The organism is Streptomyces sp. NPDC046939 (assembly GCF_040644575.1).
Taxonomy (GTDB): Bacteria; Actinomycetota; Actinomycetes; order Streptomycetales; family Streptomycetaceae; genus Streptomyces.
This window is the reverse complement of record NZ_JBEYWV010000039.1, coordinates 67,430-94,051: the sequence shown is the minus strand read 5'-3', so window position 1 is coordinate 94,051 and position 26,622 is coordinate 67,430. Positions and strand designations below refer to the sequence as shown.

Annotated in this window: 24 protein-coding genes and 1 rRNA gene; 19 read left to right on the top strand and 6 right to left on the bottom strand. The window is 71.8% G+C overall.

What is annotated here, in order from left to right:
* The 9 genes from rrf to ABZ877_RS33390 all read left to right on the top strand — a co-directional run.
* Positions 1–90, top strand: a 5S ribosomal RNA gene (rrf, locus tag ABZ877_RS33430); the annotation flags it as partial.
* Positions 91–166: 76 nt separating this feature from the next.
* Positions 167–820, top strand: a complete 654-nt coding sequence (locus tag ABZ877_RS33425; RefSeq protein WP_361079133.1) for an HAD family hydrolase — start codon at positions 167–169, stop codon at positions 818–820.
* A gap of 99 nt (positions 821–919) precedes the next feature.
* Positions 920–2,134: an MFS transporter gene (locus ABZ877_RS33420; RefSeq protein WP_361079153.1), complete on the top strand. Its 1,215-nt coding sequence runs from the start codon at positions 920–922 to the stop codon at positions 2,132–2,134.
* A complete protein-coding gene (locus ABZ877_RS33415; RefSeq protein ID WP_361079130.1) occupies positions 2,085–3,260 on the top strand; it encodes an acetoin utilization protein AcuC in 1,176 nt (391 codons plus the stop codon). The genes ABZ877_RS33420 and ABZ877_RS33415 overlap by 50 nt, the downstream gene beginning before the upstream one ends.
* Positions 3,261–3,379: 119 nt before the next feature.
* Entirely contained in the window at positions 3,380–4,195 is an 816-nt protein-coding gene (locus ABZ877_RS33410; protein ID WP_361079127.1) for a phosphatase, read from the top strand.
* A 129-nt stretch (positions 4,196–4,324) separates the two neighbouring features.
* On the top strand, positions 4,325–4,537 hold the full coding sequence (locus tag ABZ877_RS33405) for a helix-turn-helix domain-containing protein (RefSeq protein WP_361079125.1): 213 nt from the start codon (positions 4,325–4,327) through the stop codon (positions 4,535–4,537).
* A gap of 148 nt (positions 4,538–4,685) precedes the next feature.
* A complete protein-coding gene (locus tag ABZ877_RS33400) occupies positions 4,686–4,784 on the top strand; it encodes an AURKAIP1/COX24 domain-containing protein (protein ID WP_003948845.1) in 99 nt (32 codons plus the stop codon).
* 295 nt (positions 4,785–5,079) lie between these two features.
* Complete coding sequence (locus ABZ877_RS33395) at positions 5,080–6,153, top strand: NAD-dependent epimerase/dehydratase family protein (protein WP_361079123.1); 1,074 nt, start codon at positions 5,080–5,082, stop codon at positions 6,151–6,153.
* A gap of 14 nt (positions 6,154–6,167) precedes the next feature.
* Positions 6,168–7,205 carry a lysophospholipid acyltransferase family protein gene (locus ABZ877_RS33390; protein WP_361079121.1) on the top strand — a complete coding sequence of 346 codons (1,038 nt, stop codon included), beginning with the start codon at positions 6,168–6,170 and terminating at the stop codon, positions 7,203–7,205.
* A 74-nt stretch (positions 7,206–7,279) separates the two neighbouring features.
* Here the strand turns inward: ABZ877_RS33390 and ABZ877_RS33385 are convergent, their stop codons facing one another.
* The 3 genes from ABZ877_RS33385 to ABZ877_RS33375 all read right to left on the bottom strand — a co-directional run bounded on the left by ABZ877_RS33385 (position 7,280) and on the right by ABZ877_RS33375 (position 10,870).
* A complete protein-coding gene (locus tag ABZ877_RS33385; protein ID WP_361079119.1) occupies positions 7,280–8,515 on the bottom strand; it encodes a DUF5667 domain-containing protein in 1,236 nt (411 codons plus the stop codon).
* 275 nt (positions 8,516–8,790) lie between these two features.
* The gene (locus ABZ877_RS33380) at positions 8,791–9,597 is read right to left on the bottom strand and encodes an ECF subfamily RNA polymerase sigma factor, BldN family (protein ID WP_361079117.1); all 807 of its coding nucleotides are present in this window, start codon (positions 9,595–9,597) and stop codon (positions 8,791–8,793) included.
* A 331-nt stretch (positions 9,598–9,928) separates the two neighbouring features.
* On the bottom strand, positions 9,929–10,870 hold the full coding sequence (locus tag ABZ877_RS33375; protein WP_361079150.1) for an HAD-IB family hydrolase: 942 nt from the start codon (positions 10,868–10,870) through the stop codon (positions 9,929–9,931).
* 168 nt (positions 10,871–11,038) lie between these two features.
* Here ABZ877_RS33375 and ABZ877_RS33370 point away from each other — a divergent pair, with 168 nt between their 5' ends.
* The 7 genes from ABZ877_RS33370 (at position 11,039) to ABZ877_RS33340 (ending at position 19,024) form a co-directional block, all read left to right on the top strand.
* Positions 11,039–11,317 carry a glutaredoxin family protein gene (locus tag ABZ877_RS33370; protein ID WP_361079114.1) on the top strand — a complete coding sequence of 93 codons (279 nt, stop codon included), beginning with the start codon at positions 11,039–11,041 and terminating at the stop codon, positions 11,315–11,317.
* A gap of 332 nt (positions 11,318–11,649) precedes the next feature.
* A complete protein-coding gene (locus ABZ877_RS33365; RefSeq protein WP_361079112.1) occupies positions 11,650–12,438 on the top strand; it encodes a redox-sensing transcriptional repressor Rex in 789 nt (262 codons plus the stop codon).
* On the top strand, positions 12,435–14,090 hold the full coding sequence (locus tag ABZ877_RS33360) for a glutamyl-tRNA reductase (protein WP_361079109.1): 1,656 nt from the start codon (positions 12,435–12,437) through the stop codon (positions 14,088–14,090). The genes ABZ877_RS33365 and ABZ877_RS33360 overlap by 4 nt, the downstream gene beginning before the upstream one ends.
* On the top strand, positions 14,087–15,052 hold the full coding sequence (gene hemC / locus ABZ877_RS33355) for a hydroxymethylbilane synthase (protein ID WP_361079106.1): 966 nt from the start codon (positions 14,087–14,089) through the stop codon (positions 15,050–15,052). The genes ABZ877_RS33360 and hemC overlap by 4 nt, the downstream gene beginning before the upstream one ends.
* Positions 15,049–16,722 carry a uroporphyrinogen-III synthase gene (locus tag ABZ877_RS33350; protein ID WP_361079103.1) on the top strand — a complete coding sequence of 558 codons (1,674 nt, stop codon included), beginning with the start codon at positions 15,049–15,051 and terminating at the stop codon, positions 16,720–16,722. Before hemC ends, ABZ877_RS33350 begins: the two co-directional genes overlap by 4 nt.
* 93 nt (positions 16,723–16,815) lie before the next feature.
* Positions 16,816–17,808 carry a porphobilinogen synthase gene (gene hemB, locus ABZ877_RS33345; protein ID WP_361079100.1) on the top strand — a complete coding sequence of 331 codons (993 nt, stop codon included), beginning with the start codon at positions 16,816–16,818 and terminating at the stop codon, positions 17,806–17,808.
* 40 nt (positions 17,809–17,848) lie between these two features.
* Positions 17,849–19,024: a winged helix DNA-binding domain-containing protein gene (locus tag ABZ877_RS33340; RefSeq protein WP_361079097.1), complete on the top strand. Its 1,176-nt coding sequence runs from the start codon at positions 17,849–17,851 to the stop codon at positions 19,022–19,024.
* Between the two features lie 42 nt (positions 19,025–19,066).
* On the opposite strand, the gene ABZ877_RS33335 is transcribed toward ABZ877_RS33340, so the two are convergent.
* The 3 genes from ABZ877_RS33335 to ABZ877_RS33325 form a co-directional block, all read right to left on the bottom strand.
* Entirely contained in the window at positions 19,067–19,720 is a 654-nt protein-coding gene (locus tag ABZ877_RS33335) for a DUF4232 domain-containing protein (protein ID WP_361079094.1), read from the bottom strand.
* 266 nt (positions 19,721–19,986) lie between these two features.
* Positions 19,987–20,160: a hypothetical protein gene (locus tag ABZ877_RS33330; protein WP_361079091.1), complete on the bottom strand. Its 174-nt coding sequence runs from the start codon at positions 20,158–20,160 to the stop codon at positions 19,987–19,989.
* Positions 20,161–20,377: 217 nt separating this feature from the next.
* Complete coding sequence (locus ABZ877_RS33325) at positions 20,378–23,362, bottom strand: BTAD domain-containing putative transcriptional regulator (RefSeq protein WP_361079089.1); 2,985 nt, start codon at positions 23,360–23,362, stop codon at positions 20,378–20,380.
* A 232-nt stretch (positions 23,363–23,594) separates the two neighbouring features.
* On the opposite strand from ABZ877_RS33325, the gene ABZ877_RS33320 reads away from it, so the two are divergent.
* From ABZ877_RS33320 to ABZ877_RS33310, 3 genes are read left to right on the top strand one after another with little or no spacing between them, the layout of a single operon-like run.
* The gene (locus ABZ877_RS33320; RefSeq protein WP_361079086.1) at positions 23,595–24,854 is read left to right on the top strand and encodes an amidohydrolase family protein; all 1,260 of its coding nucleotides are present in this window, start codon (positions 23,595–23,597) and stop codon (positions 24,852–24,854) included.
* A 17-nt stretch (positions 24,855–24,871) separates the two neighbouring features.
* Positions 24,872–25,801: an LLM class F420-dependent oxidoreductase gene (locus tag ABZ877_RS33315; RefSeq protein WP_361079147.1), complete on the top strand. Its 930-nt coding sequence runs from the start codon at positions 24,872–24,874 to the stop codon at positions 25,799–25,801.
* Positions 25,802–25,814: 13 nt separating this feature from the next.
* Entirely contained in the window at positions 25,815–26,603 is a 789-nt protein-coding gene (locus tag ABZ877_RS33310) for an SDR family NAD(P)-dependent oxidoreductase (protein ID WP_361079083.1), read from the top strand.
* The last annotated feature ends 19 nt before the right edge of the window (positions 26,604–26,622 follow it).

Below are 26,622 nucleotides of genomic sequence, written 5' to 3'. Positions count from 1 at the left end.
CCCGGTTACATTCCGAACCCGGAAGCTAAGCCTTACAGCGCCGATGGTACTGCAGGGGGGACCCTGTGGGAGAGTAGGACGCCGCCGAACTATTTGTTAAGGAAAAGCCCCGTGCCATTCGGCACGGGGCTTTTCTGCGTTTCAGGGCGATCGTAGAGTTCCGTATATGCGCTATGAACTCGTCATCTTCGACAATGACGGTGTCCTCGTCGACAGCGAGCCGATCTCCAACACCCTTCTCGCCGCTTATCTCACCGAGCTCGGGCACCCGACCTCGTACGAGGACTCCTTGCGCGACTACATGGGCGCCGCCATGCATCGCGTACACGACGTCATTGCCGAGAGGACGGGACAGCGGCTGCCCGCCGACTTCGATGACGTGTTTCACGGGCGGGTCTTCGCCGCGTTCGAGCGGGAGCTCAAGCCCGTGCCCGGTGTCTTCGACGTACTGGAGAAGCTGAACGCCGACGGGGTTCCGTATTGCGTGGCGTCCTCCGGGAGTCATGAGCGGATTCGTGTCGGGCATCGGACGACCGGGCTCGACGCGTTCTTCGGCGACGAGCGCATCTTCAGCTCGCAGGACGTGGGGCGGGGGAAGCCGGCGCCGGATCTCTTCCTGTATGCCGCCGAGCGCATGGGCGTGGCGCCCGGGAAGTGCCTGGTCGTCGAGGACAGTCCGCTCGGTGTGCAGGCCGCCGTCGCCGCCGGGATGGATGTGTACGGGTTCACCGCCATGACGCCGGCCGAGCGGCTCGGCGGGGCGCGGGAACTCTTCGACGACATGCGCGCGTTGCCCGGCCTTCTGGCCTCCGGGGACTGAGCCGATTGACCCGGTGATCCATCTACCCACCAGTACGCCCAGCGCTTACGCTGTGCCGCCATGACCGATGGCACGGGCGGCACAGAGGGCATGAGTGGCATAACCGGCGCGATGCGCCGAGGGCGGCAGGCGCTCGGGTTCAGCTTCTTCGCGCAGGGGGCGGCCTTCGCGCTGCTTGTGACGCGGATTCCCGCGCTCCAGGACCAGTACGGGATCTCCGACGGGCTGCTCCCGGTGTTCCTGGCCGCCGTGCCGATCCTGGCCGGGGCCGGCAGCGTGGGCACCGAGCAGTTGGTGAAGCGGGTGCGGCCGAGCCGGGTGCTGCGGTGGTCGCAGCCCGTCGCGCTCCTGGCGCTGCTCGGTGTGGGCGCCGGGGACGCCCTGTGGGAAGTGGCTGTCGCGCTCGCGGCGTTCGGGCTGGCCGTGGGGGCGCTCGACGCGTCCATGAACATGCTCGGGGTCAGTCTCCAGCGCGCGTACGGGCGCAGCATCATGCTCGGCTTCCACGCCGCCTACAGCCTGGGCGGGATCGTTGGCGCTTCGCTGGCCTGGGTCGGGGCGCACTGGGATCTGTCGCTGTTCGTGCTGTATCTGCCGGTCGTCGTGGTGTTCGTGCCCGCCTTGTTCGTGGGGAGCCGGTGGTACGTCGACGCCGACGCGCGGGCTGTCGAGGAGGCCGTGCGGGAGCAGGCCGGTGGGCTCGTCTTCAAGATGCTGCTGCCGTTGTGCCTGGTGATGACCTTCGCGTACATCGGGGACTCGACCGTCTCCAACTGGAGTGCGAAGTATTTGCAGGACGTGCTGGGGAGCTCCGAGCAACTGTCGACGGTCCCCTACAACGTGTACATGGTGATGACCCTCGTGGGGCGGGCCGTGGGCGATCTCGGGGTGCGGCGGTTCGGGGCCGTGGCCGTGGTGCGGATGGGAACGGTCGTCGCGGCCGCCGGGTTCGGTGTGGTGGCTGTGGCGCCCGGGGCGTGGGTGGGGATGGGCGGGTTCACGCTGCTCGGGCTCGGGCTGTGTGTCATCGTGCCGCAGACCTTCGCCGCGGCGGGGCGCATGTTCCCGGGTGCCTCGGACGCGGCCATCGCGCGGCTCAATATCTTCAACTACGTAGGCTTTTTGATCGGTTCGCCGCTTGTGGGGGCGCTGGGTGACGCGTGGAGCTATCGCTGGGCCATGCTCGTACCGATGGCGCTGGTGCTCGTGACGCTCGTGTACGCCCCTTCGTTCGGATCGGGGGCGGACCGATACGGTGGCAGGCATGAGCGGCCGCGCGCAGTTGATGTGGGACCCGGCGGTGACGGGGTATGACTTCGGGCCGGGACATCCGATGGACCCCGTCCGGCTCGACCTGACCCGGCGTCTCGTCGGTGCCTTCGGGCTCGACCGGGACGTGGAGGTGGTCGCGGCGAAGCGGGCGGGTGAGTCGACGCTGCGGCTCGTGCACCGCCAGGACTACGTGGACGCGGTCAAGGCCGCCTCCGCCGATCCGGACGCGGCGGACCAGGCGTACGGGCTCGGGACCGCGGACGATCCGGCGTTCGCCGGGATGCACGAGGTGTCCTCGCTGATCGCCGGGCAGTCCGTGGGGGCCGCCGAGGCCGTGTGGCGGGGGGAGGCCCTGCACGCCGTGAACTTCGCCGGGGGGCTGCACCACGCCATGCCGGGCGCCGCGTCCGGGTTCTGCGTGTACAACGACGCCGCGCTGGCCATCGCCCGGCTCCTCGAACTGGGCGTCGAGCGGGTCGCGTACGTGGACGTGGACGTGCACCACGGGGACGGTGTGCAGGCCGCGTTCTGGGAGGACCCGCGCGTCCTCACCGTCTCCCTGCACGAGCACCCCCGGACGCTGTTCCCGCAGACCGGGTGGCCCGAGGAGACCGGGGCGGACGGTGCCGCCGAGGGGACGGCGGTCAATGTGGCGCTGCCGGCCGGGACCGGGGACGGGGGATGGCTGCGGGCCTTCCACGCCGTCGTGCCCGAGCTGCTCGCGGAGTTCCGGCCGCAGGTCCTGGTGACGCAGCACGGGGCCGACACGCACTTCGAGGACCCGCTCGCCCATCTCGCGGTCTCGCTCGACGCGCAGCGCGCCGTGCAGGTCGCCTGCCACGAGCTGGCGCACACGTTCGCGGAGGGGCGCTGGGTGGCGCTCGGCGGGGGCGGGTACGCGGTCGTGGACGTCGTGCCGCGCTCCTGGACGCATCTGGTGGCCGTCGCGGCCGGGCGGGAGATCGCCCCGGAGACGCTGACCCCGGAGGGCTGGCGGCAGGAAGTGTACGCGCGGACGCGGCAGTTGGCGCCGGGGCGGATGACGGACGGGCGCTGGCCCGTCGAGCACCGGGCGTGGGAGGCGGGGTACGACCCGGCCGACCGGCTCGACCAGGCGATCCTGGCGACGCGGAAGGCGGCGTTCCCGCTCCGGGGGCTGCTGCCCTAGCCGACCCATAGCCAACAGGGACGCTCACGCACGGGACTTTGGGTCCGGGTTACTCCGACTGTGGGGTGTTCGGGGCTTTTCGGAGGTGCCCGGCCGGTCGATGCGCCAGCATCGGGCACGTGTTGAGCACCGGCGCCCTGCGTGCGCACCTGTTGGCGGCTCGCCTTGCCGGGCCTGTGGCGACCTCCCGCGAGGCGAGCCTGCGGAGTTACCGCCTCTTCGAGGCGCGCGACCCGCGGGTGCTGCTCGGGCTCGATCCCGAATGGGCCTGGGGGCAGCGGGACTTGCTGGCGCTCATGGCCGACAAGTGCGGCGTCTCGGACGATCCCGGGCACACCTCGGGCTGTGACGTCATCGATCCGGAGCTGACCCTGGCGGCGCTCGACGCGTTCGGGGACCGGCTCGGCAGGGCCGCCCACGAGCGTTCCCCGGTACTCTTCGGGACCGGGCACCCGCACCGTCTGCTCGGCTTCTACGCCGCGCTCGCGGACGCGCTGTCGGCGCTCGGATGCCCTGTCCTCACCCCGGCGCAGGGTCAGAGTGTCGACATAACGACCCGGTTCGGACTACGTACGTACAACCTTGACTACGTACGAGGAGTCGCGTTGGTGCGCGAACCCGGCGCAGGCGCCCCCGGCGCCGAGCCCGGCGCGCACACGCACTCCCCCCTCCCGGTTCGCACCGCCCTGGCGGGGTGCGCGGAGGCCGGATGGCCCCTGCCGGACCTTGTCATCGGGGACCACGGATGGGTCTGCGGTGCAGGTCAGTTGGGGTTCGATGCCATCGGCCTGGCCGATACCGATGATCCCGCGCTGTTCGTCGGTGAGGCGGAGGGGCGAGTGTCCGTCGTCGTTCCGCTTGATGACGCTGTGCGGTCTGATTACTACCGACCGCTTACTCGCTATGTACTCAATCGAGCGTGTCTGTCACAGTAGGCGGCCGATCGCTGCTCCTCTTCCCCACTCGCACCACACGCCCCTAGTCTGGGGAGTGAGCACGCAACGACGTTGAGTCACCGGAAGGGGAAGCCGGTGGCCGTCGAGTGCGGAAGGTTCAGGTGTGTCATGGCTGCTGGTGAAGGTAGGCCTCTGAACGAGGTGCAGTTCCTGACCGTGGCGGAAGTCGCCTCGGTCATGCGAGTGTCCAAGATGACCGTGTACCGGCTGGTGCACAGCGGTCATCTGCCCGCGATCCGGGTGGGGCGGTCCTTCCGCGTCCCCGAGCAAGCGGTTCACGAGTACCTCCGCGAGTCCTACGTGGGGGTGGAGACCGGCTGAGCCCGGCTGAGCGACCCCTCGATTTCTAGCTCGGCGCCCGGGCGGGGTAGGCTGGCCCTCCGTAGGTCGTGTGGGCCCCAATGCAGCCCCGCACCGAGTGATTGTCCCCGCACCGCGGGGGTTGTCCGAGAAGTGAGCGAGGGTAGTCGTGGGCTCTGTTATCAAGAAGCGGCGCAAGCGGATGGCGAAGAAGAAGCACCGCAAGCTGCTGAAGCGTACGCGTGTGCAGCGTCGCAACAAGAAGTAGGCGACCGCTGCGCCGACAGCGCGGTCTGTGGCCCTCCCGCCGGATTCGTTCCGGTGGGAGGGCCACAGCGCGTTCACGGGGTGTTCCGCGTGCGTTTCGGACAAGTTCTTACAGGCACTCGTAGGGGCGGGACCGCGCGGAGCAGGCACAGGGCCGTACGGGCGCCTGTGGCTGTCGTCACTTCCTGCATCGGGTGGTCATCACAGTGCGACGGCGAAGCGCTAACGTGAGCTGCGACACGGGTACGTCGAATGCGGGGCGCGACGGGGCTGGGGACGGAAGGTAGGCGCTGATCTTGGGCAAGGTCGTGCTCGTGACCGGGGTGGCCCGGCAGTTGGGCGGCCGTTTCGTACGGCGCATCCAGCGGGACCCCGAAGTGGACCGGGTCATCGGCGTGGACGCGGTGCCGCCCGCGCACCATCTGGGCGGCGCGGACTTCCTCCGGGCCGACATCCGGCAGCCGACGATCGCGCGGGTGCTCGCCGAGCACTCCGTCGACACGGTCGTGCACATGGACGTCACCGGGACGCCGCTCGCCAGCGGCGGTCGCGGCTCGGTCAAGGAGACCAACGTCATCGGCACGATGCAGCTCCTCGGCGCCTGCCAGAAGGCGCCGAGCGTGAAGCGGCTCGTGGTGAAGTCCAGTACGAACGTGTACGGGTCCGCGCCGCGCGACCCGGCCGTCTTCACCGAGACGACACCGCCGAAGTCGCTGCCGAGCGGCGGCTTCGCCAAGGACACCGTCGAGGTCGAGGGGTATGTGCGCGGGTTCGCCCGGCGCCGGCCCGACGTCGCCGTGTGCGTGCTGCGGTTCGCCAACATCCTCGGGCCGACCGCCGATTCACCGCTCGCCGAGTACTTCTCGCTGCCGGTCCTGCCGACCGTGTTCGGCTACGACCCGCGGCTGCAGTTCGTGCACGAGGACGATGTGATCGAGGTGCTGCGGCTCGCCTCGCGCGAACCCGAGCGCGGCACCATCAACAGCGGGACCTTCAACATCGCGGGCGACGGCGTGCTGCTGCTCTCGCAGTGCTCGCGGCGGCTCGGCCGGCCGACCGTCCCGGTGCTGCTGCCCGCGGTGACCTGGGTCGGCGGCGCGCTGCGTACGCTGGGTGCGACGGATTTCTCCCCCGAGCAGATCAGGCTGCTCACCCACGGGCGGATGGTGTCGACGGCGCAGATGAAGGACACGCTCGGCTTCCGGCCCCTGTACTCGACTGCGGAGACCTTCGAGGACTTCGTCCGCGGCCGGGGCCCCGGGCTGCTGCCGCCGAGAGCGGTGGCGGGAGCCGTCGACAGGATCGCGTCGCTGCCGTTCCTCGGCGGCGGCCGCACACCGAGCCACCCCCCGACGCAGAGCGCCAACTGAGGAGCGCGGACACGATGGCGGACGCCAAGGTCATTCGGTTCGACGACGACAGGTCGCGGGGCGCCGGCGGGAAGCACGCCGGGCGGCGCAGGAGCCGGCGCGACAGCGACCCGGCGGGGGCCGGGGACGTGCACGAGATCAAACCGCTGCCGGTGCAGCGCTCGGAGCCGGTGCCTCCGCCGCCGTCGGACGCGCCGGAGGCGGAGGAGCGCGGGGGCTGGGAGCGGCGGGTCGCGGGCGGGCTCGCGTTCCTGCGGCGGCGGCTCACCGGGGACTACGAGATCGACGAGTTCGGCTACGACAAGGAGCTCACCGACCACGTCCTGATGTCGCTGCTGCGGCCGGTCGCGGAGAAGTACTTCCGCGTCGAGGTGAAGGGCGTGGAGAACATCCCGGCCGAGGGCGGGGCGCTGATCGTCTCCAACCACTCCGGGACGCTGCCCCTGGACGGCCTGATGATGCAGGTCGCCGTGCACGACCACCATCCGGCAGGGCGCCATCTGCGGCTCCTCGCGGCGGACCTGGTGTTCATGCTGCCGGTCGTCAACGAGCTGGCGCGCAAGGCCGGGCACACCCTGGCCTGCGCGGAGGACGCGCAGCGGCTCCTGGAGAGCGGTGAGCTGGTCGGGGTGATGCCCGAGGGGTTCAAGGGGATAGGCAAGCCGTTCAGCGAGCGGTACAAACTGCAGCGGTTCGGGCGGGGCGGGTTCGTGTCGACCGCGCTGCGCGCCGGGACGCCGATCGTGCCGTGCTCGATCGTCGGGGCCGAGGAGATCTACCCGATGCTCGGCAACGCGAAGACGTTGGCGCGGGTGCTCGGCTTCCCGTACTTCCCGATCACGCCGACGTTCCCCTGGCTCGGGCCGCTGGGGGCGGTGCCGCTGCCGACGAAGTGGACCATCCAGTTCGGGGAGCCGATCCCGACGGACGGGTACCCGCCGGAGGCGGCGGAGGACCCGATGCTGATGTTCAACCTGACCGACCAGGTCCGCGAACAGATCCAGCACACGCTGTACAAGCTCCTTGTGCAGCGCAGGTCGGTGTTCTTCTAGGCGGTACGCGACAGGGCCCGGTGGCACGTGACAGGGCCCGGGGTGCACGCACCCCGGGCCCTGTCACGTGCCGGTTATCGCTGGTCGGCGTCCTCGCCGTGGAGGCCCAGGCCGGGCAGGAGGCCGGGGAGCAGCGGCGGCAGTGTCACATCCGGCTTGGGGACGTGCGGGGTGTCGACCTTGCCGTCGTCCGAGGGGGGCGCGCTCGTCTCGTCCTTCGGCGGGTCGAGGAGGCCGCCGGTGGTCTCGCCGAGGAGGCCCTCCTTGTCCTTGCTCGCACCGCTGCCGGAGCTGGACGGCTTCGGCGGGGTGGAGCTCGGGCCCCGGTGGTCCTGGTGCGCCGGGCCGGACGGGGTGGCCCGGTGGGTGCCGGACGTGCCCGGTGCCGTCGTCCTGTCGCGGCCGGTGCTCGGGGAACCGTCGCGGACGGGCGTCTTGGGCAGCAGCGCCCGCAGCGGGTCGACCTCCTGGTCTATGGCGTCGAAGACCGAGCTGACCTCGTCCCGCACATCGCCGAGCTGGACCGGGAGCCGGTCGCTGAGCGCCTGCCAACTGCGCCGGTGGGACTCCGTGAACGCGTTCAGCGCCTGGATCGGGCCGAGGGAGCCGTCCCGCTTGTAGGCGGCGCTGAGCAGCCGGTGAGCCTCGGACGCGTCGTAGCGCATCCCGGAGAGCGCGCGGCGGACCTCGCCGATCGACTCGTGGTCGAGGGGGCCGCCGCGGTCGCGCTCCATGAGGCGCCGTGCCTCGCTGAGCCGCGTCGACGCCTGGTCGAGGTAGAGCGTGCCGCGGTCGGAGTCGCTGTCGGCGAGGCCGAGCTTGAAGTCCTCCATGCCGCGCTTGAGGCCGTAGAGGTTGTCACCGGGAAGGGCGTTGGAACTGGCCGCCGCCACCCCGCCGAAGGCACCGGCGGCCACGCCGACCGTGAGTCCGCCGGCGGCGAGGCCCTTGGTCAGGCGGGTGCGGGGCCGCAGCTTGCGCAGGGGGCTCGCCCGGTGCGCTCCCTTGGCCCGGGTCCGCTGCTCGGGCACCGGGGGGCCCACGGTGCCCTCCTGGAGCATGGCCTCCATGGCGGCGACGAGCTGCGCCCGCTGCTCCACTTTGACCTCGGGGTCCAATCTCGGCCTGGGCAGTTCGCCGAGGCCGGAGGCCAGGGACAGGAGCCTGCCCTGTTCGGTCCGATCGGACTGGTCGCTCGCTCGAGCTTCCGGTTCTTCCGGCTGCTGCGCCGCCGGGTCCAGGTCGGACTGGTCCTCCAGGGCCTGGGCGAAGGCGTTCGCCCGCCGGTGTGCCGATACGTTCGCGATCACTGGCGGCACCTCCTCTCGTCATGACGGTCGACTCCCACGTGGTCGACTCCCCAAGGGGTCCTGAGGGTTGCACGCCCTGCCGGTTTGCACACGAACGAGTGAGCGGAGCCGGTCCAGGAGTGACCACAGGGAGCCTGCATCCCGCTCAACGAGCGGCGCGGCACTTGGGTTACGGACGAAAGATGATCCGACCACGATCTCATCTCGCCCTCACAGCAGGTGAGTTGAGAATCGCGGACGGTGAGGAGGGCGCGGGGCGCCGGGGCGGACACCGGTCAGCGGGCGTCGTCCGGGAGGAGCCGGGCGAGGGTGCGCACGGCCCGGTACTGGAGGGTCTTGATCGCGCCCTCGTTCTTGCCCATCACGCGGGCGGTCTCGGCGACGGAGAGACCTTGGAGGAAGCGGAGCGTGACGCACTCCTGCTGCTGGGGGTTGAGTCGTCGTACGGCGTCGAGCAGGGCCGCGTTGGAGAGGGACTCGAGGACGGAGTCCTCGGGGGAACGCTCCACCTCGTTCGCGTCGAGCATCTCGCCGGTGGTCACTTCGAGGCGGAAGCGGCTCGACTTGAAGTGGTCGGCGACCAGGTTGCGCGCGATCGTGACCAGCCAGGCGCCGAAGTCGCGGCCCTGCCAGGTGAAGGTGCCGATGCGGCGCAGGGCGCGCAGAAAGGTCTCGCTGGTGAGGTCCTCGGCCGTCGCCTTCCCGCCGACGCGGTAGTAGATGTAGCGGTAGACGGTGTCGCTGTACTGGTCGTAGAGGCGGCCGAAGGCGTCGGCCTCGCCGGACTGGGCGCGCTCGACCAGCTCCATCATGCGGGCGCTGTCGCTGTCCGCGGCGGGACGGCGCGGGGCGGACGCCGTCGACGTGCCGGCGGCGCCGGATGCGCCGGCGGCTCCGGACCGGGTCCGTCTGCCGACGGTGGCGGCACCGGAATCGGCCATGGCGAAGCACGGGCCGGCCGGTACGGCGACGGCGAGGGCGGGGACGGCGTACGCGGTGGGGACGAAGCCGCGCAAGCGGTCGATGACCGTTGCGCGCAGCGTAGCCAGGCCCGAGGCGTCAACCCCGACGTGTTGAAACACGGGACTCCCAGAGGCAGAGCTTCCATCACGTGCAGTGCGGGACCGTTCACTCGTCGTGCTGACGTGTGGGTACCGGAATGCGTCTGAGGAGAATAACGCTTCGTGCAGGGAGCGCTACACCGAGTTGCTCAAATCATCGATTACGTCACTTCTGTAGTCGATCGGCGATGGTTCGAGCACCAGAGAGTGACCGTTTGCTGATCGCATCAGGTCATGTTGCGGCTATCCCGGTGACGCCTTGTGGCCGAGTGGTATCAACGGGACTGCCGGGGACCGGACACGGGTAAGACCCTCCGTCGGCGCGTCGCGGCGCCGGGCAAGCGCCGGGAGGTCAGTGCCGGCGCCGGTGGATGGCGATCGCCGCGGCCGTGCCGCCCGCGACCGCGCCCACGCCCGCCGCGGCCGGGATGCCGACCTTCGCGGCCTTGCGGCCCGTGCGGTAGTCCCGCAGCCGCCACTCCCGCTCGCGGGCGTACTTGCGCAGTTTCGCGTCAGGATTGATCGCATACGGATGCCCGACGAGCGAGAGCATCGGGATGTCGTTGTGCGAGTCGCTGTAGGCGGCGCAGCGGTCGAGCTCCAGGCCCTCGGCGGAGGCGAGCGCGCGGACGGCCTCGGCCTTGGCGGGGCCGTGCAGCGGTTCGCCGACGAGCTTGCCGGTGTAGACGCCGCCGATGGACTCGGCGACGGTGCCGAGCGCGCCGGTCAGGCCGAGGCGCCGGGCGATGACCGTGGCGATCTCCACGGGCGCGGCGGTGACGAGCCACACCTTCTGGCCCGCGTCGAGGTGGGCCTGGGCGAGGGCGCGGGTGCCGGGCCAGATGCGCTCGGCCATGTACTCGTCGTAGATCTCCTCGCCGATGGACTGGAGCTCGGCGACGCGGTGGCCCTTGACGATGGACAGGGCGCTCTCGCGGACGTCCTGCATGTGCTCGGGGTCCTCGACGCCGGCGATCCGGAACCACGCCTGCTGCCAGGCGAAGCGGGTCAGTTCGCGGCGCTCGAAGAACTTCCGCTTGTAGAGGCCGCGGCCGAAATGGAAGATCGCGGCGCCCTGCATCACGGTGTTGTCCAGGTCGAAGAAGGCGGCGGCCTTGTCGTCGCCGAAGACCGGGAATTCCGGTTCCTGTCCTTCCGCGCCCTCCGCGGGCGGCGCCTGTTCCTCGATCTCCTGGGACGTCTTGCGGGCGGCCTCCGCCGACGCCTCGCCCGCGAGGACACTGCGCGCGGTCGCGGGGCGCCTACGAGGTGTGAGCCATCCGAATCCAATCAGCGGCACGGCGTGCCTCCTGCCGGGGCGGCGGTCGGGCGACGGGCGGGACATGGCGCGAGCATAGCCATTGTGTTCGGTGCTTCCGGGGTCGAGAGGATTTCGGGAAGCTGTCGCTCCGCGAAATCCTGGCGTCGTACGAGAGCGGAGTGCGGGGTCAGAATGGCCGGTATGAGTCCCATTTTTCGCCGCGGTGAGAAGAAGAATCCGCAGGAGCGTGTCGTCACGCTGATCCGCAAGCCCGGGTGCCATCTGTGTGATGACGCACAGGCGGTGATCGAGAAGGTCTGCGCGGAGGTCGGTGCCACGTGGGAGATGAAGGACATCACCGAGGACGAGGAGCTGTACCGCAGGTACTGGGAGCAGATCCCGGTCGTACTGGTCGACGGGGCGCAGCACGATTTCTGGCGCGTGCAGGAGGAGCGGCTGCGGCGTGCGCTCACGCGGTAGCCGTCCGCGCACGGGGCGCGCCCGCGGTCGCGTACGTCACTGACCGACGAGTCCAACTAATCCCCAAAGTCGCTTAGGATCGGGGGCGGTTTGGTGTCGGGGGGCGTGGATCTGAAGGAAGGTGTCCGGTTTTGCCCCCCACAGGTATGCAACGAGGCTACCTGCGCGCCGGTTCCATGAAAGCTTCCCTGCGGCGCGTGACCCCGGTCACGTTGGCCGGGCAAATCGGACACCATCTTTGTGCACGCGTTCACAAAGACATAGCCTGCATTCGACGGGGCGGTCCAGGAACTTCGAGCCGCCCGCAGCCCCGCTCTACCCGCAGGAGCACCGTGGCAACTGGCCGAACTCACCGACCGGCGACCCGTAGCCGAGGAATTCCCGAGGCCACCGTCGCCCGTCTCCCGCTGTACCTCCGAGCCCTGACCGCGCTGTCGGAGCGCTCGGTGCCCACGGTCTCCTCCGAGGAGCTGGCGGCCGCGGCGGGGGTCAACTCCGCCAAGCTCCGCAAGGACTTCTCCTACCTCGGCTCGTACGGGACCCGTGGTGTGGGCTACGACGTCGAGTACCTCGTCTACCAGATCTCCCGCGAGCTGGGCCTGACGCAGGACTGGCCGATCGTGATGGTCGGTATCGGCAACCTCGGCGCGGCCCTCGCCAACTACGGCGGGTTCGCCTCGCGCGGGTTCCGCGTGGCGGCCCTGATAGACGCCGATCCGGCGATGACGGGCAAGACCGTCGCCGGGATGCCGGTGCAGCACGCCGACGACCTCGAGAAGATCATCGACGACAACGGCGTGTCCATCGGTGTCATCGCGACCCCGGCGGGCGCGGCCCAGCAGGTCTGCGACCGGCTCGTCGCCGCCGGTGTCACCTCCATCCTGAACTTCGCGCCGACCGTCCTGTCCGTGCCGGACGGCGTCGACGTCCGCAAGGTCGACCTCTCCATCGAGCTGCAGATCCTCGCCTTCCACGAGCAGCGCAAGGCGGGCGAGAGCGCCCTGGAGACCGCCGAGGGCGCCGTGGGCGTCGAGGGCCCGGCCGCCAAGGTGACCAAGCCCGCCACCGCCGTCGAGCGCAAGGGACCCGACGGGGACGTGCCCGCCGTGATGCCGGCATGAGTCTCCTCGTCGTGGGGCTGAGCCACCGCAGCGCCCCGGTCTCCATCCTGGAGCGGGCCGCGCTGACCGCCGACGCCCAGGCCAAGCTGGTCCAGGACACGCTCGCCGCCGAACCGGCGGCCGAGGCGGCGCTCCTGTCGACCTGCAACCGCATCGAGCTGTACGCGGACGTGGACAAGTTCCACGCCGGTGTCGCCGAGCTGTCGACGCTGCTCGCGCAGCACAGCGGCGTGGGCCTGGAAGAGCTCACTCCTTATCTCTATGTGCACTACGAGGACCGGGCGGTGCACCACCTGTTCTCGGTGGCGTGCGGGCTCGACTCGATGGTCGTCGGCGAGGGCCAGATCCTCGGCCAGATCAAGGACACGCTCGCCAAGGCGCAGGACCTGCACTCCGCGGGCAAGCTCCTCAACGACCTGTTCCAGCAGGCGCTGCGGGTCGGCAAGCGGGCGCACTCCGAGACCGGGATCGACCGGGCCGGTCAGTCGCTCGTCACCTTCGGGCTCGAACAGCTCGCGCAGAAGGAGCCGGTGGCCGCCTGGGCGCAGGGCAAGCGCGCGCTGGTGATCGGCGCGGGCTCGATGTCCTCGCTGGCCGCGGCGACGCTCGCGCGCGCCGGGGTGGCCGAGGTCGTCGTCGCCAACCGCACCATGGAGCGCGCCGAGCGCCTCGTGGAAATCCTCGGCGAGGGCGGTACCGCCGCCCGTGCCGTCGCCATGGACGCCGTGGCGGACGAACTGACACGTGCCGACGTGGCCATCTCCTGCACCGGCGCGACGGGGCTCGTCCTGACCGCCGACGTCGTGCGCGCCGCCGTCGCGGGCCGCACCCCGACCGCCGGCGGCGACGTGCCGCAGCAGGCTGCGGCGACCGGCGCCAAGACACCGGCCGAGGGCTGCCCCGTCGACCCGAGCGCGCCCGTACGCGGAGGGTTCTCGGTCGAGGGCGAGGCCGCCGTCGCCGGGTTCGACGCCGCCGAGCTGGAGCAGCACGGCGCCTGGGTCGACAACGCGCCGGGTGAGCGGGTGCGGCCCTCCGAGGCCGCCACCATCGCCGCCCTCGCGGCGGCGGGCCGGGTGCCGGAGATACGGCGCGAGCGGCAGCCCGAGCCGGTGCAGCGCGTCGCGCTCGCCCTGCTCGACCTGGCGATGCCGCGTGACATCGACGCGGTCGCGCACCGCATCGACGGGGTCCGCCTCGTCGACATCGAATCGCTCGCGGACGCCTCCGCCGACGCGCCGATGGCCGCCGACGTGGACCAGGTGCGCGGAATCGTCGCCGACGAGGTCGCCGCGTTCGGCGCCGCCCAGCGGGCCGCGCACATCACGCCGACCGTCGTGGCGCTGCGCACCATGGCCGCGTCCGTCGTCACCAGCGAGATCGCGCGCCTCGACGGCCGGCTGCCCGGCCTGGACGAGAAGCAGCGTGCGGAGATCACCCAGACCGTCCGGCGCGTGGTGGACAAACTGCTGCACGCGCCGACCGTACGGGTCAAGCAGCTCGCTGCCGAGCCCGGCGGTGCCGGGTACGCGGACGCGCTGCGGACCCTGTTCGACCTGGACCAGGAGACGGTCGCCGCCGTCTCCCGGGCCATCCCCCGAGACCGTGAATCCGCCAGCGGCACGGTAGGCAAGAATCGAGGCCCGGCATGACCGCCGCCGACAAAGCACTGAGGCTGGGGACCAGGCGCAGCAAGCTGGCCATGTCCCAGTCCGGGCATGTCGCCGAAGCCGTACGCCAGCTCACCGGCCGTGAGGTCGAGCTGGTGGAGATCACCACGTACGGGGACACCTCCCGTGAGCACCTGGCGCAGATCGGCGGGACCGGTGTCTTCGTCACCGCCCTGCGGGACGCGCTGGTGCGCGGCGACATCGACTTCGCCGTGCACTCGCTCAAGGACCTCCCGACGACGCAGCCCGAGGAGCTCACGCTCGCCGCGCTGCCGGTGCGCGAGGACCCGCGGGACGTGCTGGTCGCGCGGGACGGGCTGAAGTTCGCCGACCTGCCGGCCGGGGCCCGCGTCGGCACCGGCTCCCCGCGCCGCATGGCGCAGCTCAACGCGTACGCCCGCAGCCACGGACTCTCCATCGAGACCGTGCCGATCCGCGGGAACATCGACACCCGCATCGGCTACGTCGAGAAGGGGGAGCTCGACGCCGTCGTCCTGGCGGCCGCCGGGCTCAACCGCATAGGTCGCGCCGCGGAGGTCACGGACTTCCTGTCGACCGACACCGTCCTGCCCGCCCCCGGTCAGGGGGCACTGGCAGTCGAGTGCACCACCAGCAACAGTGCGCTCGCCGCCACGCTCGCCGAGCTCGACGACCCGGTCACCCGGTTCGCCGTCACGGCCGAGCGAGCCCTGCTCGCCGCCCTGGAAGCCGGTTGCAGCGCCCCCGTGGGTGCGCTCGCCGACTTGTTGGGGGACGGGCAGATTGCCACCGAAATGCGCCTGCGCGGCGTCGTCGGGACCACCGACGGCTCCGAGCTGGTGCAGACGTCCACCACCGGTCCCGTGCCCTCGTCGGAGGACGAGGCGCTGGCGCTCGGGCGGGAACTCGCCGCCGAGATGCTGGCCAAGGGTGCGGCCGGTCTGATGGGGGAGCGAGCACTTTGAGCCCCACCACCGTTGAATCGACCGCCTGCGCACCTGGGCACGTCACCTTCCTGGGTGCCGGTCCCGGTGACCCAGGACTGCTGACACTGCGGGCCGTGGAGGCCCTGGCCCGGGCGGATGTGCTGATCGCCGAGCCCGAAGTGCTCGACGTCGTGCGCACGCACGCCAGGGCGGGCGTGACCGTGCTCGACGCGGGCACGCCGGGGCGCACGGCTGCTGACGGGGCGTCAACTGCCGTCGTGGTCCCGGCTCTGAGGGACTGGGCCAATCTTGTCATGGAGGCCGCGGGCAGCGGCAAGCGGGTCGTCCGTGCGGTCTCCGGTGACCCGGGGCTCGACACGTACGCGGCCGAGGAGATGCTCGCCTGCGCCTCCGCGGGCATCGACTTCGAGGTCGTGCCCGGTATCGCGGCGGCCGTCGGCGTGGCCGCGTACGCCGGTGTCCCGCTGCGCGACGCGCAGGGCGCCGACGTCCGCTTCGTCGACGCCGCCACCGCCTCCGAGCGCTGCTGGAGCGAGGTCGGCGCGTCCGACGGCACGCTCGTCGTCTCCACGACGCTCGACTCGGTGGCGGCCGCAGCCGGTGAGCTGGTCGCGGCGGGCCGCAAGCCCGACACCCCGCTGACCGTGACGATCGCGGGCACGACGACGCGCCAGAAGACCTGGACCGCGACGCTCGGCACCATCGCGCAGACGTTCAAGCAGGCCAAGGTGCTGCCCTCGCCCGAGGGCGGCCGGCCGGTGATAGCCGTGGTCGGTGAGCGGTCCGCCGCCGCCCAGCGCGACCAGTTGTCGTGGTTCGAGTCCAAGCCGCTGTTCGGCTGGAAGGTCCTCGTCCCGCGCACCAAGGAGCAGGCGGCCTCGCTCTCCGACCAGCTCAGGTCGTACGGCGCGGTGCCGCACGAGGTCCCGACGATCGCCGTCGAGCCGCCGCGCACCCCGCAGCAGATGGAGCGCGCGGTCAAGGGCCTGGTCACGGGCCGCTACGAGTGGATCGCCTTCACCTCGGTCAACGCGGTCAAGGCGGTGCGCGAGAAGTTCGAGGAGTACGGGCTCGACGCGCGCGCCTTCGCCGGGATCAAGGTCGCGGCGGTCGGCGAGCAGACGGCGAACGCGCTCATCGCGTTCGGCGTCAAGCCGGACCTGGTGCCGAGCGGCGAGCAGTCGGCCGCCGGGCTCCTGGAGGACTGGCCGCCCTACGACCCCGTCTTCGACCCGATCGACCGGGTGTTCCTGCCGCGCGCGGACATCGCCACGGAGACGCTGGTCGCCGGGTTGATCGAGCTGGGCTGGGAGGTCGACGACGTCACGGCCTACCGGACCGTACGGGCCTCGCCCCCGCCGGCCGAGACGCGCGAGGCGATCAAGGGCGGCGGCTTCGACGCGGTGCTCTTCACCTCGTCGTCGACGGTCCGGAACCTGGTCGGCATCGCGGGCAAGCCGCACAACGTGACGGTGATCGCCTGCATCGGCCCGGCCACCGCCAAGACCGCCGAGGAGCACGGCCTGCGGGTCGACGTGATGGCCCCCGAGCCGTCGGTGCTCAAGCTGGCCGCCGCGCTCGCCGACTTCGGCGCCCGGCGCCGGGACGCGGCCATCGAGGCCGGTGACCCGGTGACGCGGCCGAGCGAGCGGCGGCCCGGGTCGCGGCGCAGGCGCGCGGCCCCGTAGGAGTAGAAGTGGGGGCGGGTACCCGGTGCGAGCCGGGTACCCGCCCTGTTCATTTGATCCAGGCACACGTAGGTACGACGAGGTGACAGTCCAGTGACTCGGTACGGCTCTTTCCCCGGTGCGCGGCCCCGGCGGCTGCGGACGACTCCCGCCATGCGGCGCATGGTCGCCGAGACGCGGCTGCATCCGGCCGACCTCATCCTCCCCGCGTTCGTGCGCGAGGGGATCGACGCGCCGGTGGAGATCGGCTCCATGCCCGGCGTGTACCAGCACACGCGGGACTCCCTGAAGAAGGCCGCGGCCGAGGCGGTCGAGGCGGGCATCTCCGGGATCATGCTCTTCGGCGTGCCCCTGGAGGAGAAGAAGGACGGCGCGGGCACGGTCGGCACCGACCCGGACGGCATCCTCCAGCAGGGCCTTCGGGACGTACGGGCCGAGGTCGGGGACGACCTGATCGTCATGTCCGACCTGTGCCTGGACGAGTTCACCGACCACGGGCACTGCGGCGTCCTCGACGAGCAGGGCCGGGTCGACAACGACGCGACCCTGGAGCGGTACGCCGAGATGGCGCAGGTCCAGGCGGACGCGGGCGCCCACGTCGTCGGCCCGTCCGGGATGATGGACGGCCAGATCGGCGTCATCCGCGACGCCCTGGACCAGATCGGCCGCGAGGACGTGGCGATCCTCGCGTACACGGCGAAGTACTCCTCGGCGTTCTACGGCCCGTTCCGCGAGGCCGTCGGCTCCTCGCTCAAGGGCGACCGCAAGACGTACCAGCAGGACCCGGCCAACACCCGCGAGTCCCTGCGCGAGCTGGCGCTCGACCTGGAGGAGGGCGCCGACATGGTCATGGTCAAGCCGGCCGGTCCCTACCTCGACATCCTCGCGCGGGTCGCCGACGAGGTGGACGTGCCGGTCGCCGCGTACCAGATCAGCGGCGAGTACGCGATGATCGAGGCGGCGGCGCAGCGCGGCTGGATCGAGCGCGACCGGGCGATCATGGAGTCGCTGACCGGGATCAAGCGCGCGGGCGCGAACATGATCCTGACGTACTGGGCGACCGAGGTGGCCCGGCAGTTGAAGTGAGCCGGGGCCGCTGTCAGTGCCGTGGCGGAGAATGCCCGGCATGACAGCGACACCGACAGCGATCACTGAGCGCGCCCTCAACAGGTCCACTCTCGCACGGCAGTTGCTGCTTCGGCGGCAGCCGCTCGGCGTCGAGGACGCGGTACGGCGGGTTGTCGCGTTGCAAGCGCAGCAGCCCGCTTCGCCGTATGTGGCGCTGTGGAACCGGGTGGCGGGGTTCCGCCCGGCGGAGCTGGACGAGACGCTGGCCGCCTTCCGGGTGGTGAAGTCGACGCTGATGCGGATCACGCTGCACGCGGTGCACGTCGAGGACTACGCGGCGTTCCGCGCGGCGGTGGAGCCGACGGTACGGGGTGCGCGGCTGCGGGACCCACGGTTCAAGGCGTCCGGGCTCACGGAGTCGGACGCCGACGCGTTGCTGCCGGAGTTGGTGCGGCGGGCGGAAGCGGCGGGCGACGCGCGGGAGCTGGGGGAGTGGCTGCGGGAACGCACCGGCATCGAGGGGGCGGTGTCGCCGACGGCGTGGCGGATGCTGCGGCAGTACGCGCCGCTGTGGCACGTGCCGGTCGCGGGGGTGCCGTGGTCGTACGTGTCCGGGGCCGGGCAGCGGTACGTGGCGGCGGGCGCGGCGCACCACCCCGGACTGCGGGACCCGGAGGCGGTGGCGGAGGGGATGCGGGTGCTGGTCCGCCGGTACCTGGAGGGGTTCGGCCCGGCGACCGTCGCGGACATGGCGCAGTTCGGGCTCGTGCAGAAGGGGCGGGTACGGGCGGCGCTCGGCGACGACCTGGAGGAGCTGCCGGGCCCGGGTGGGAGCGTGCTCTACGACGTGCCCGGGGGTGTCCGCCCGTCGGAGGAGGTGGCGGCGCCGCCGCGCTTGCTCCCGATGTGGGACAGCGTCCTCCTCGCCTACGCGGACCGGGACCGGGTCCTCCCTCCCGAGTACCGCAAGCTCGTGACCCGGGTGAACGGGGATGTGCTGCCGACGGTCCTGGTCGACGGGTACGTGGCCGGGGTCTGGCGGACGGCGCCGGACGGGTCGGGCCTTGAGGTGAGCGCGTTCCGGCCGCTCCCGGGGCCGGTGTGGGAGGCGCTGGAGGAGGAGGCGCGGGGGCTGCGTGCGTTCCTCGCCGAGCGGGACGAGGGCGCGTACCGGCGCTATGACCACTGGTGGGTGAAGGGGCTGCCGGTGGTGGAGGCGAAGGTGTTCGGGTAGCCGGGGTCGCGGTGCCCGGGCGGTGGACGTTCGGCGGGGCGGCTACTGCTTGCCCGTGCCGACCGGGTCCACCGTGACGCCCGCGTTCGTGGGGCTGTCGGTGACCGGGAGGTTGAGGGTGACCGGCAGGGTCTTGGAGTGGGTCTCGTTCGGCGGGGTGACGACGAGCTGGGTGATGTCGACGCCGGAGCCGCCGGTGTCGTTGCGCGGGTAGTGCAGGTGGAACCGGGTCTCCTCGCCGGTCTTCAGGGTGACGAGCGGGGCGGCGAGGCGGGTGCGCTTGGCGCTGATGGCGCCCGGGCCGCTGTCGGCCTTGAGGTCCACGCCGGGGAAGCCCTTGAGGGTGCAGGCGTCGCCGGTGTTCTTCATGGCGACGGTGAAGTCACCCTCGCCCATGCCGTGGGCGGTGTGGAAGGAGAGGTTGGCGGTCTTGCAGGGGCCGGTGGTGATTCGGCCGCCGCCGCTGCCGGTGCCGGTGTCTTCGGGGCCGGCGCTGTTCGAGGTGGGGGAGTTGGCGGACTTGCCCGTCCCCGACGACGAGGAAGCCGACGACGAGGTCGATGAGGACGCTGCCTGGGACGGCGCGGAGTCGTTCGTGCCGGTCGCCTTGTCGTCGTTGCTGTCGCTCTGGCAGGCGGTGAGCGAGAGACCCGCGACGAGGGCGATGCCGGCGAGGGTGAGCTTCTGAGCACGCATGGTGTCTTCCCTTGCGGTCGGTTCGGGGCGCTCGGCACGAGCGTTCCTTGCTGCCTCTAGGACCCGCCTGCGCCGTGCGGCCGTTCCCTCCGCCGGTTCCCTCGTACATGGCTGTTACACGAAACGGGGTTCGGGGGCGGTTCTGTCACAGCCCGGCAACGCGAAAGGGGGCCGAGCGTCTGCTCGGCCCCCTCGGCGAATATCTCGGCCGCGGCGGCTCCCCCTCCGCGCCGCCGCGGCCGATCCCCGTCGGGAATGAGGCTTGTTCAGCGGCGCGGGTCCACCGGCGGCGCGGGCATCTGGTTGTCCATCGTGACGATGGTGTCGTCGGCGGGCGGCGCCGGCATCTGGTTGTCCATCGTGACGATGGGCTCGTCCGCGGGCGGGACGGGCATCTGGTTGTCGAGCGGCCTGGCCTGCGTGTTCTTCTGCTCGCTCATCGTTCATACTCCTTCGCAACGGCGAGAGCTGGTGTGAAACGCCCGCCCGGAAGTTCCCCCGTGGACCGCCGGGCGGGCGATCAGAGCCGCAGATTAGCCGTCGCGGCTCCCCCGTGGACCGTCTGCCCCCCGACGCGACGGTCCGTTGGCTATGAGAATGCCGTGCCGCGATAAACGAATGCTGAACGCCTGCGCCAAGTGGGGCGATGGACGCCGCTCAGGCCGCCGTGGCCGGCCTGAGCAGGGCGCGGACCTCGACGGCCTCGGGGGCGCCGACCTCCTCGTACAGCTTGAGCGCCTCGTGCCAGCAGGCGCGGGCCCGGTCGACCTGGCCGAGCCTGGTGAGGGCGCGGCCGAGGAGCGTCAGGACGTTGCCCCGCATCCGGTCGCCGCCGATGCACCCGATGGCCAGGGCCTGTTCGGCGTGCTGGGCCGCCTGGGCCGGTCGCAGGGCGGCGACGTGCGCCTCGGCGATGCGGAAGTGCGTGGTCCCCTCCCAGAGCCGCTGGCGGTGGTCCACGAAGATGGTCACGGCCTCGTGCAACTGGCTGAGCGCCTCGTCGTGCCGGGCGGCCTTGGTCAGCGCCATGCCGAGGGCGTAGTGCCCGTTGGCGAGCCGCATGGTCCTGCCGAGTTCGGAGAGCAGGGTGAGGCCGTGCCGGGCGATGTCGACGGCCTTGGCCACGTTGCCCATGCCGAGGTGGGCGCGGGAGAGGTTGAACAGGGTCGTCGCCTGGCCGGCACGGTTGCCCGCGGTGGTGTAGCCCTGGATGGCCTGGTCGAAGAAGACCTTGCCGTCCAGGTACTGGTGCTGGTGCAGGGCGATGAGCCCCCGGTCGTTGGCGACCCAGCTGTGCGCGGCGATGTCCTCGGCGGCGGCGGCCCGTTCCATGGCGAGCCGCGCCTCGTCCGCGGCCTGCCGGATCCGGCCGGAGACCAGCAGGACGTTGGTGAGCGTGGTGCGGGCGCGGCCCTCGGCGCGGAGGTCGCCCGCGGCCTGCGTGGCCTCGCACACCGCGACGGCCGTGGCCTCGTACTGGCGGGAGTTGGCGCCGGACTCGGCCAGGTCCTTGGCCGCCCAGAGCAGGTCGACGCCGCGCCGCAGGCGGTTGGTGCCCACGGACTGCCGGACGCAGGCCAGCAGGGACTCGCCCTCGGCGTAGAGCCAGTCGAGGGCGGTCGTGGCGTCGTCGAAGCGCAGCCCGTCGTGCTCGGTCGGCTCCAGGTGGTCCACGAGCCGGTCGCCGGGCCGCTCGATGGCGTAGATCCGCGCGGCGGTCGCCAGATAGAAGTCCAGGAGCCGCGACAGCGCCGCCTCCCGTTCCGCCACCGGCAGTTCGTCCCGCTGGGCGCACGCACGCGCGTAGAGCCGGACCAGGTCGTGGTAGCGGTAGCGGCCGGGCGCGGCGGATTCCAGGAGGGAGGTGTCGACCAGGGATTCGAGGAGGTCCTCGGTGGATTCCAGGTCGAGGTCGAGGACGGCGGCGGCCGCGGCGAGCGAGATGTCGGGGCCGTCCGCGAGGCCGAGGAGGCAGAAGGCGCGGGCCTGGCCGGGTTCGAGGTGGCCGTAGCCGAGTTCGAAGGTGGCCTTCACCGCGAGGTCGCCGGCCTGGAGTTCGTCGAGGCGGCGGCGTTCGTCCGCCAGCTTCGCCGCGAGGACCGACACGGTCCAGGTGCGGCGGGAGGCGAGGCGGGACGCGGCGATGCGGATGGCGAGGGGGAGGAAGCCGCAGGCCGCCACCACGTCGAGCGCGGCCTCGCGTTCTGCCGCGACCCGTTCCTCGCCGACGATCCGGGTGAAGAGGAGCAGCGCCTCCTCGGGTGACATGACGTCGAGGTCGACGAGGTGGGCGCCGACGAGGTCGACCATGCGGACCCGGCCGGTGATGAGCGCGGCGCAGCCTTCCGTGCCGGGGAGCAGGGGTCTGACCTGGGCGGCGTCGCGGGCGTTGTCCAGGAGGACGAGGACGCGGCGGCCGTCGAGCGTGGAGCGGTACAGGGCCGCGCGTTCTTCGAGGGTGTCGGGGATCGCGGAGTCGGCCGTGCCGAGGGCGCGCAGGAAGGAGCCGAGGACCGTCTCGGGGTCGGCGGCCCGCGCGCCCGCGCCTTGCAGGTCCACGTACAGCTGGCCGTCGGGGAACGAGGACCGGGCCGCGTGCGCGACGTGGACGGCGAGGGTCGTCTTGCCGACGCCGCCGATGCCCGCGACCGCCGAGACCGCCATGACCGAGCCGGTGCCGTCGTCCGAGGAGGCGGCGGCGAGGACCTCGCTCAGCTCCTTGACGAAGGAGGCGCGGCCGGTGAAGTCCGGGACGCGGGCGGGCAGCTGCGCGGGGCGCAGGGGTGTGGAGGCCGGTTCCGGGACGGGCGCCGACGTCTCCGCGAGCGCCGGGTCGGCGCGCAGGATGCGCTGCTGGAGTTCGGAGAGGCCGGGGCGCGGGTCGACGCCGAGTTCGTCGGCGAGGAGGCGGCGCGTGTCCGCGTAGACGGCGAGGGCCTCCGCCTGGCGGCCGGAGCGGTAGAGGGCCAGCATCAGCAGTTCGCGCAGGCGTTCGCGCAGGGGGTGGGCGGCGGTGAGCGCGGTGAGTTCGGAGACGGCGTCCGCGTGGCAGCCCAGTTCCAGGTCCATGTCGAGGCGGGCCTCGATGAGCTGGAGCCGCCATTCGTCGAGGCGGGCGCGCTGGGTCTCGGCGTGCGGTCCGGGGACTCCGGCGAGGGGTTCGCCGTCCCAGAGGTTCAGCGCCTTGTTGGCGAGGGCGCGGGCCTGGCGCAGGTCGCCGTTGTGCCGGGCCTTCTCCGCGTCGGCCCACAGCTCCTCGGCGGCGGCCAGGTCGAGGGCGCCGGGGGAGTGCGAGCGGATCGCGTATCCGCCGGATTCGCTGACGAGGATGTCCGGGCCGAGGGCCTTGCGCAGCCGGGACGCGTAGGTGCGGATCGCGGCGAGCGCCTGCTGCGGGGACTCCTCGCCCCACACGGCGTCGATCAGTTCACCGGCCGTGGCGGTGCGGCCCTCGCGCAGGAGGAGCGTCGCGAGGAGCGCCCGCTGTTGCGGCGAGCCGGTCGCGAGCGGTTCGCCGCTGCGCCATGCCCGTACCGGGCCGAGCACGCTGAAGCGCAGGTCGGAGGCGGACGGCGCCGCGTCCGGGCTGTCGCCGGACGCGGCGGGCCGCCGCTGCTCCGGTACCCGCGCTCCACCGTCCATCGCTGCCCCCTGCCGCCGCACTCGCACCGGTTCTCATGTGGTTCCCGTCGTCGTCCAGGCGGCGCGCCGTCGTGGTGACGGACCGGCAAGGACGACCCCGCCAGTTTGCCTTGTTCATGGCGGATACGTCAGCCGTGGGAGACAGCCATCACAGACACCTCACGCGTACGGGGCCGGGCGGGCCCGTCGCACGTGAGCTGACGGGTCGTCAGTTCGGCGCTACGGTGACCCCATGGAGACCACGGAGACCGGAAATCCGAACGATGTCCTGATATCCGCCGAGTTCCCGCTGATCATTTCCGTCGACGACCACACCGTCGAACCGCCGGACGTGTGGTCCGACCGCCTCCCGGAGAAGTACCGCGACACCGGCCCGCGCGTCGTACGGGCCCCGCTGAAGGAAATGACGTTCCTGGGCGGCAGGTTCGCCCCGGTGATGGGCGAGCCGGGCGACGACGGGCCGACCGGCGACTGGTGGGTCTACGAGGAGCTGCACCGCCCGCTCACCCGCCTCGACACCGCCGTCGGCTACGACCGGGACGAGATCAAGCTGGAGGTCATCACCTACGAGCAGATGCGCAAGGGCTCCTACGACGTCCCCTCGCGCCTCGCCGACATGGACGTCAACCACGTCCAGTCCGCCCTCTGCTTCCCCACCTTCCCGCGCTTCTGCGGCCAGACCTTCACCGAGGCGCCCGACCGCGACCTCGGGCTGCTGTGCGTCCGCGCCTACAACGACTGGATGGTGGAGGAGTGGTGCGGCCCCGAGGCGCACGGCCGCCTGATCCCGCTCGCCCTCGTCCCGCTCTGGGACGCGGACCTGGCCGCCGCCGAGGTCCGCCGCAACGCCGAGCGCGGTGTACGGGCCGTCGCCTTCTCCGAGATCCCGCCGCACCTGGGCCTGCCGAGCATCCACGGCGACGCCTGGGACCCGTTCCTCGCCGCCTGCGCCGAGACCGGCACCGTCATCGCCATGCACATCGGCTCCAGCAGCAGGATGCCGTCCACGTCGGCGGACGCGCCCCCCGCCGTCGGCTCCACCATCACCTTCGCCAACTGCTGCTTCTCGATGGTCGACTGGCTGATGAGCGGCAAGTTCGAACGCTTCCCCGACCTGCGCGTCATGTACGCCGAGGGCCAGATCGGCTGGATCCCCTACATCCTGGAACGCGCCGACGTGGTGTGGGAGGAGAACCGGGGCTGGGGCGGCGTCGCCGACAAGGTCAGGAAGCCGCCGAGCGAGTACTTCGCCAAGCATGTCTTCGGCTGCTTCTTCGACGACGCCTTCGGCCTGCGCAACCTCGACGCCATCGGCCTGTCCAACGTCCTGTACGAGACCGACTACCCGCACTCCGACTCCACCTGGCCGAAGTCCAGGGAGGTCGGCGAGGCGCAGATGGGCCACCTCGACGCGAAGACGGTCGAACGGATCGTCCGGGGCAACGCCATCGACCTGCTGGGCCTGACGCCGGAAGGGCTGTGGCGGCGGTGACCTCTTCGGAGGGCCGCATGGCGTACGGGATGCAGCTCCCCGTCCAGTCGCAGAGCACGCTCTACGCCGAGCCGTGGGAGGCGAGCGCGGGCGCCGCCGAACTCGCGGAGATCGCCCGCGCCGCCGACCGGGGCGGCTTCGCCTACATCGCCTGCTGCGAGCACGTCGCCATCCCGCGCCGGCTCGCCGAGGCCATGTCGACCATCTGGTACGACCCGGTCGCCACGCTCGCCTTCCTGGCCGGCGTGACGGAACGGGTCCGCCTGCTCACCCACGTCGCACTCGTCGGCCTGCGCCACCCGCTCGCCTCCGCCAAGGGTTACGCGACCCTGGACCACCTCAGCGGCGGGCGCCTGATCCTCGGGGTCGGGGCCGGCCACGTACAGGAGGAGTTCGAGGCGCTCGGCGTCGACTTCGCGCGCCGGGGCGCGGTGCTCGACGAGACGGTGGACGCGCTGCGGGCGGCGCTCGGCCCGGACGAGTTCCCCGTGCACAAGGGGGAGCGGTACGCGTTCGAAGGGCTCGGGCAGCGGCCCCGGCCCGCGCAGGCGCGCGTCCCCGTCTGGGTCGGCGGCTCGTCGGCGCCCGCCGTGCGCCGCGCCGCGCTCAAGGGCGACGGCTGGCTGCCGCAGGGCGACCCGCGCGACCGGCTCCCCGCACAGATCGCGACCCTGCGGCGGCTGCGCGCCGAGGCGGGCGTCGAGACACCGCTCACCGTCGGCGCCCTCACCGAGCCGCTGTACGTGGGCGTGCCCGGCTGGGACGTAGGGCGGCGCACCCTGACCGGCGCCCCGGAGGCGCTCGCGGAGTCGCTCCGCGCGTACGCGGCCATGGGCGTCGACCAGATCCAGGTCCGCTTCCGGAGCCGGACGTGCGCCGAACTGCTCGACCAGATGGCGGCTTTCGCGGCCGATGTCGTACCGCGACTCGACGGACCACTCGACTGAGGGGCAGGAACCCATGGGCAAGCTCGACGGGCGCGTCGTCATCGTCACCGGGGCGGCGCGCGGCCAGGGCGAGCAGGAGGCACGGCTGTTCGCGGCGGAGGGCGCCCGGGTCGTCGTCGCCGACGTGCTCGACGACCAGGGCGAGACGGTCGCCAAGGAGATCGGCCCCGGCGCCGCGACCTACGTCCACCTGGACGTCGGCGAGGAGGCCGACTGGACCGCCGCCGTCACGGCCGCCAAGGACGCCTTCGGCACGATCGACGGCCTGGTCAACAACGCGGGCATCCTCCGCTTCAACGAGCTGACCGCGACGCCCCTCGACGAGTTCCAGCAGGTCGTGCGGGTCAACCAGGTCGGGGCGTTCCTCGGCATCAAGACGGTGGCGCCGGAGATCGAGGCGGCCGGGGGCGGCTCGATCGTCAGCACGGCGTCGTACACGGGCCTGACCGGGATGGCGTACGTGGGCGCGTACGCCGCGACCAAGCACGCGATCATCGGCCTGACGCGGGTCGCGGCCCTGGAGCTGGCGCCGAAGGGGATCCGCGTGAACGCGGTCTGCCCCGGCGCCATCGACACCGCGATGAGCAACCCGGCCCAGCTCGATCCGGAGGCCGATGTGGCGCGGTCCGGTGAGGCGCTGGACCGGTTCTACCGCAAGCTCGTACCGCTCGGACGGGCCGGGAGGCCCGAGGAGGTGGCGCGGCTCGCGCTGTTCCTGACGGCGGAGGAGGACTCGGCGTACATCACCGGGCAGCCGTTCGTGATCGACGGGGGCTGGCTGGCGGGGGTGTCGGTGCTCTGACCGCCTCGGCAGTGCGTTG

Excerpts from the sequence above, each read along its gene's own strand:
- ABZ877_RS33425 (WP_361079133.1), top strand. The coding sequence starts at position 167 with ATGCGCTATGAACTCGTCATCTTCGACAATGACGGTGTCCTCGTCGAC.
- ABZ877_RS33415 (WP_361079130.1), top strand. The coding sequence starts at position 2,085 with ATGAGCGGCCGCGCGCAGTTGATGTGGGACCCGGCGGTGACGGGGTAT.
- ABZ877_RS33405 (WP_361079125.1), top strand. The coding sequence starts at position 4,325 with ATGGCTGCTGGTGAAGGTAGGCCTCTGAACGAGGTGCAGTTCCTGACC.
- ABZ877_RS33390 (WP_361079121.1), top strand. The coding sequence starts at position 6,168 with ATGGCGGACGCCAAGGTCATTCGGTTCGACGACGACAGGTCGCGGGGC.
- ABZ877_RS33370 (WP_361079114.1), top strand. The coding sequence starts at position 11,039 with ATGAGTCCCATTTTTCGCCGCGGTGAGAAGAAGAATCCGCAGGAGCGT.
- ABZ877_RS33360 (WP_361079109.1), top strand. The coding sequence starts at position 12,435 with ATGAGTCTCCTCGTCGTGGGGCTGAGCCACCGCAGCGCCCCGGTCTCC.
- hemC (WP_361079106.1), top strand. The coding sequence starts at position 14,087 with ATGACCGCCGCCGACAAAGCACTGAGGCTGGGGACCAGGCGCAGCAAG.
- ABZ877_RS33340 (WP_361079097.1), top strand. The coding sequence starts at position 17,849 with ATGACAGCGACACCGACAGCGATCACTGAGCGCGCCCTCAACAGGTCC.
- ABZ877_RS33335 (WP_361079094.1), bottom strand. The coding sequence starts at position 19,720 with ATGCGTGCTCAGAAGCTCACCCTCGCCGGCATCGCCCTCGTCGCGGGT.
- ABZ877_RS33330 (WP_361079091.1), bottom strand. The coding sequence starts at position 20,160 with ATGAGCGAGCAGAAGAACACGCAGGCCAGGCCGCTCGACAACCAGATG.
- ABZ877_RS33325 (WP_361079089.1), bottom strand. The coding sequence starts at position 23,362 with ATGGACGGTGGAGCGCGGGTACCGGAGCAGCGGCGGCCCGCCGCGTCC.
- ABZ877_RS33320 (WP_361079086.1), top strand. The coding sequence starts at position 23,595 with ATGGAGACCACGGAGACCGGAAATCCGAACGATGTCCTGATATCCGCC.
- ABZ877_RS33315 (WP_361079147.1), top strand. The coding sequence starts at position 24,872 with ATGGCGTACGGGATGCAGCTCCCCGTCCAGTCGCAGAGCACGCTCTAC.
- ABZ877_RS33310 (WP_361079083.1), top strand. The coding sequence starts at position 25,815 with ATGGGCAAGCTCGACGGGCGCGTCGTCATCGTCACCGGGGCGGCGCGC.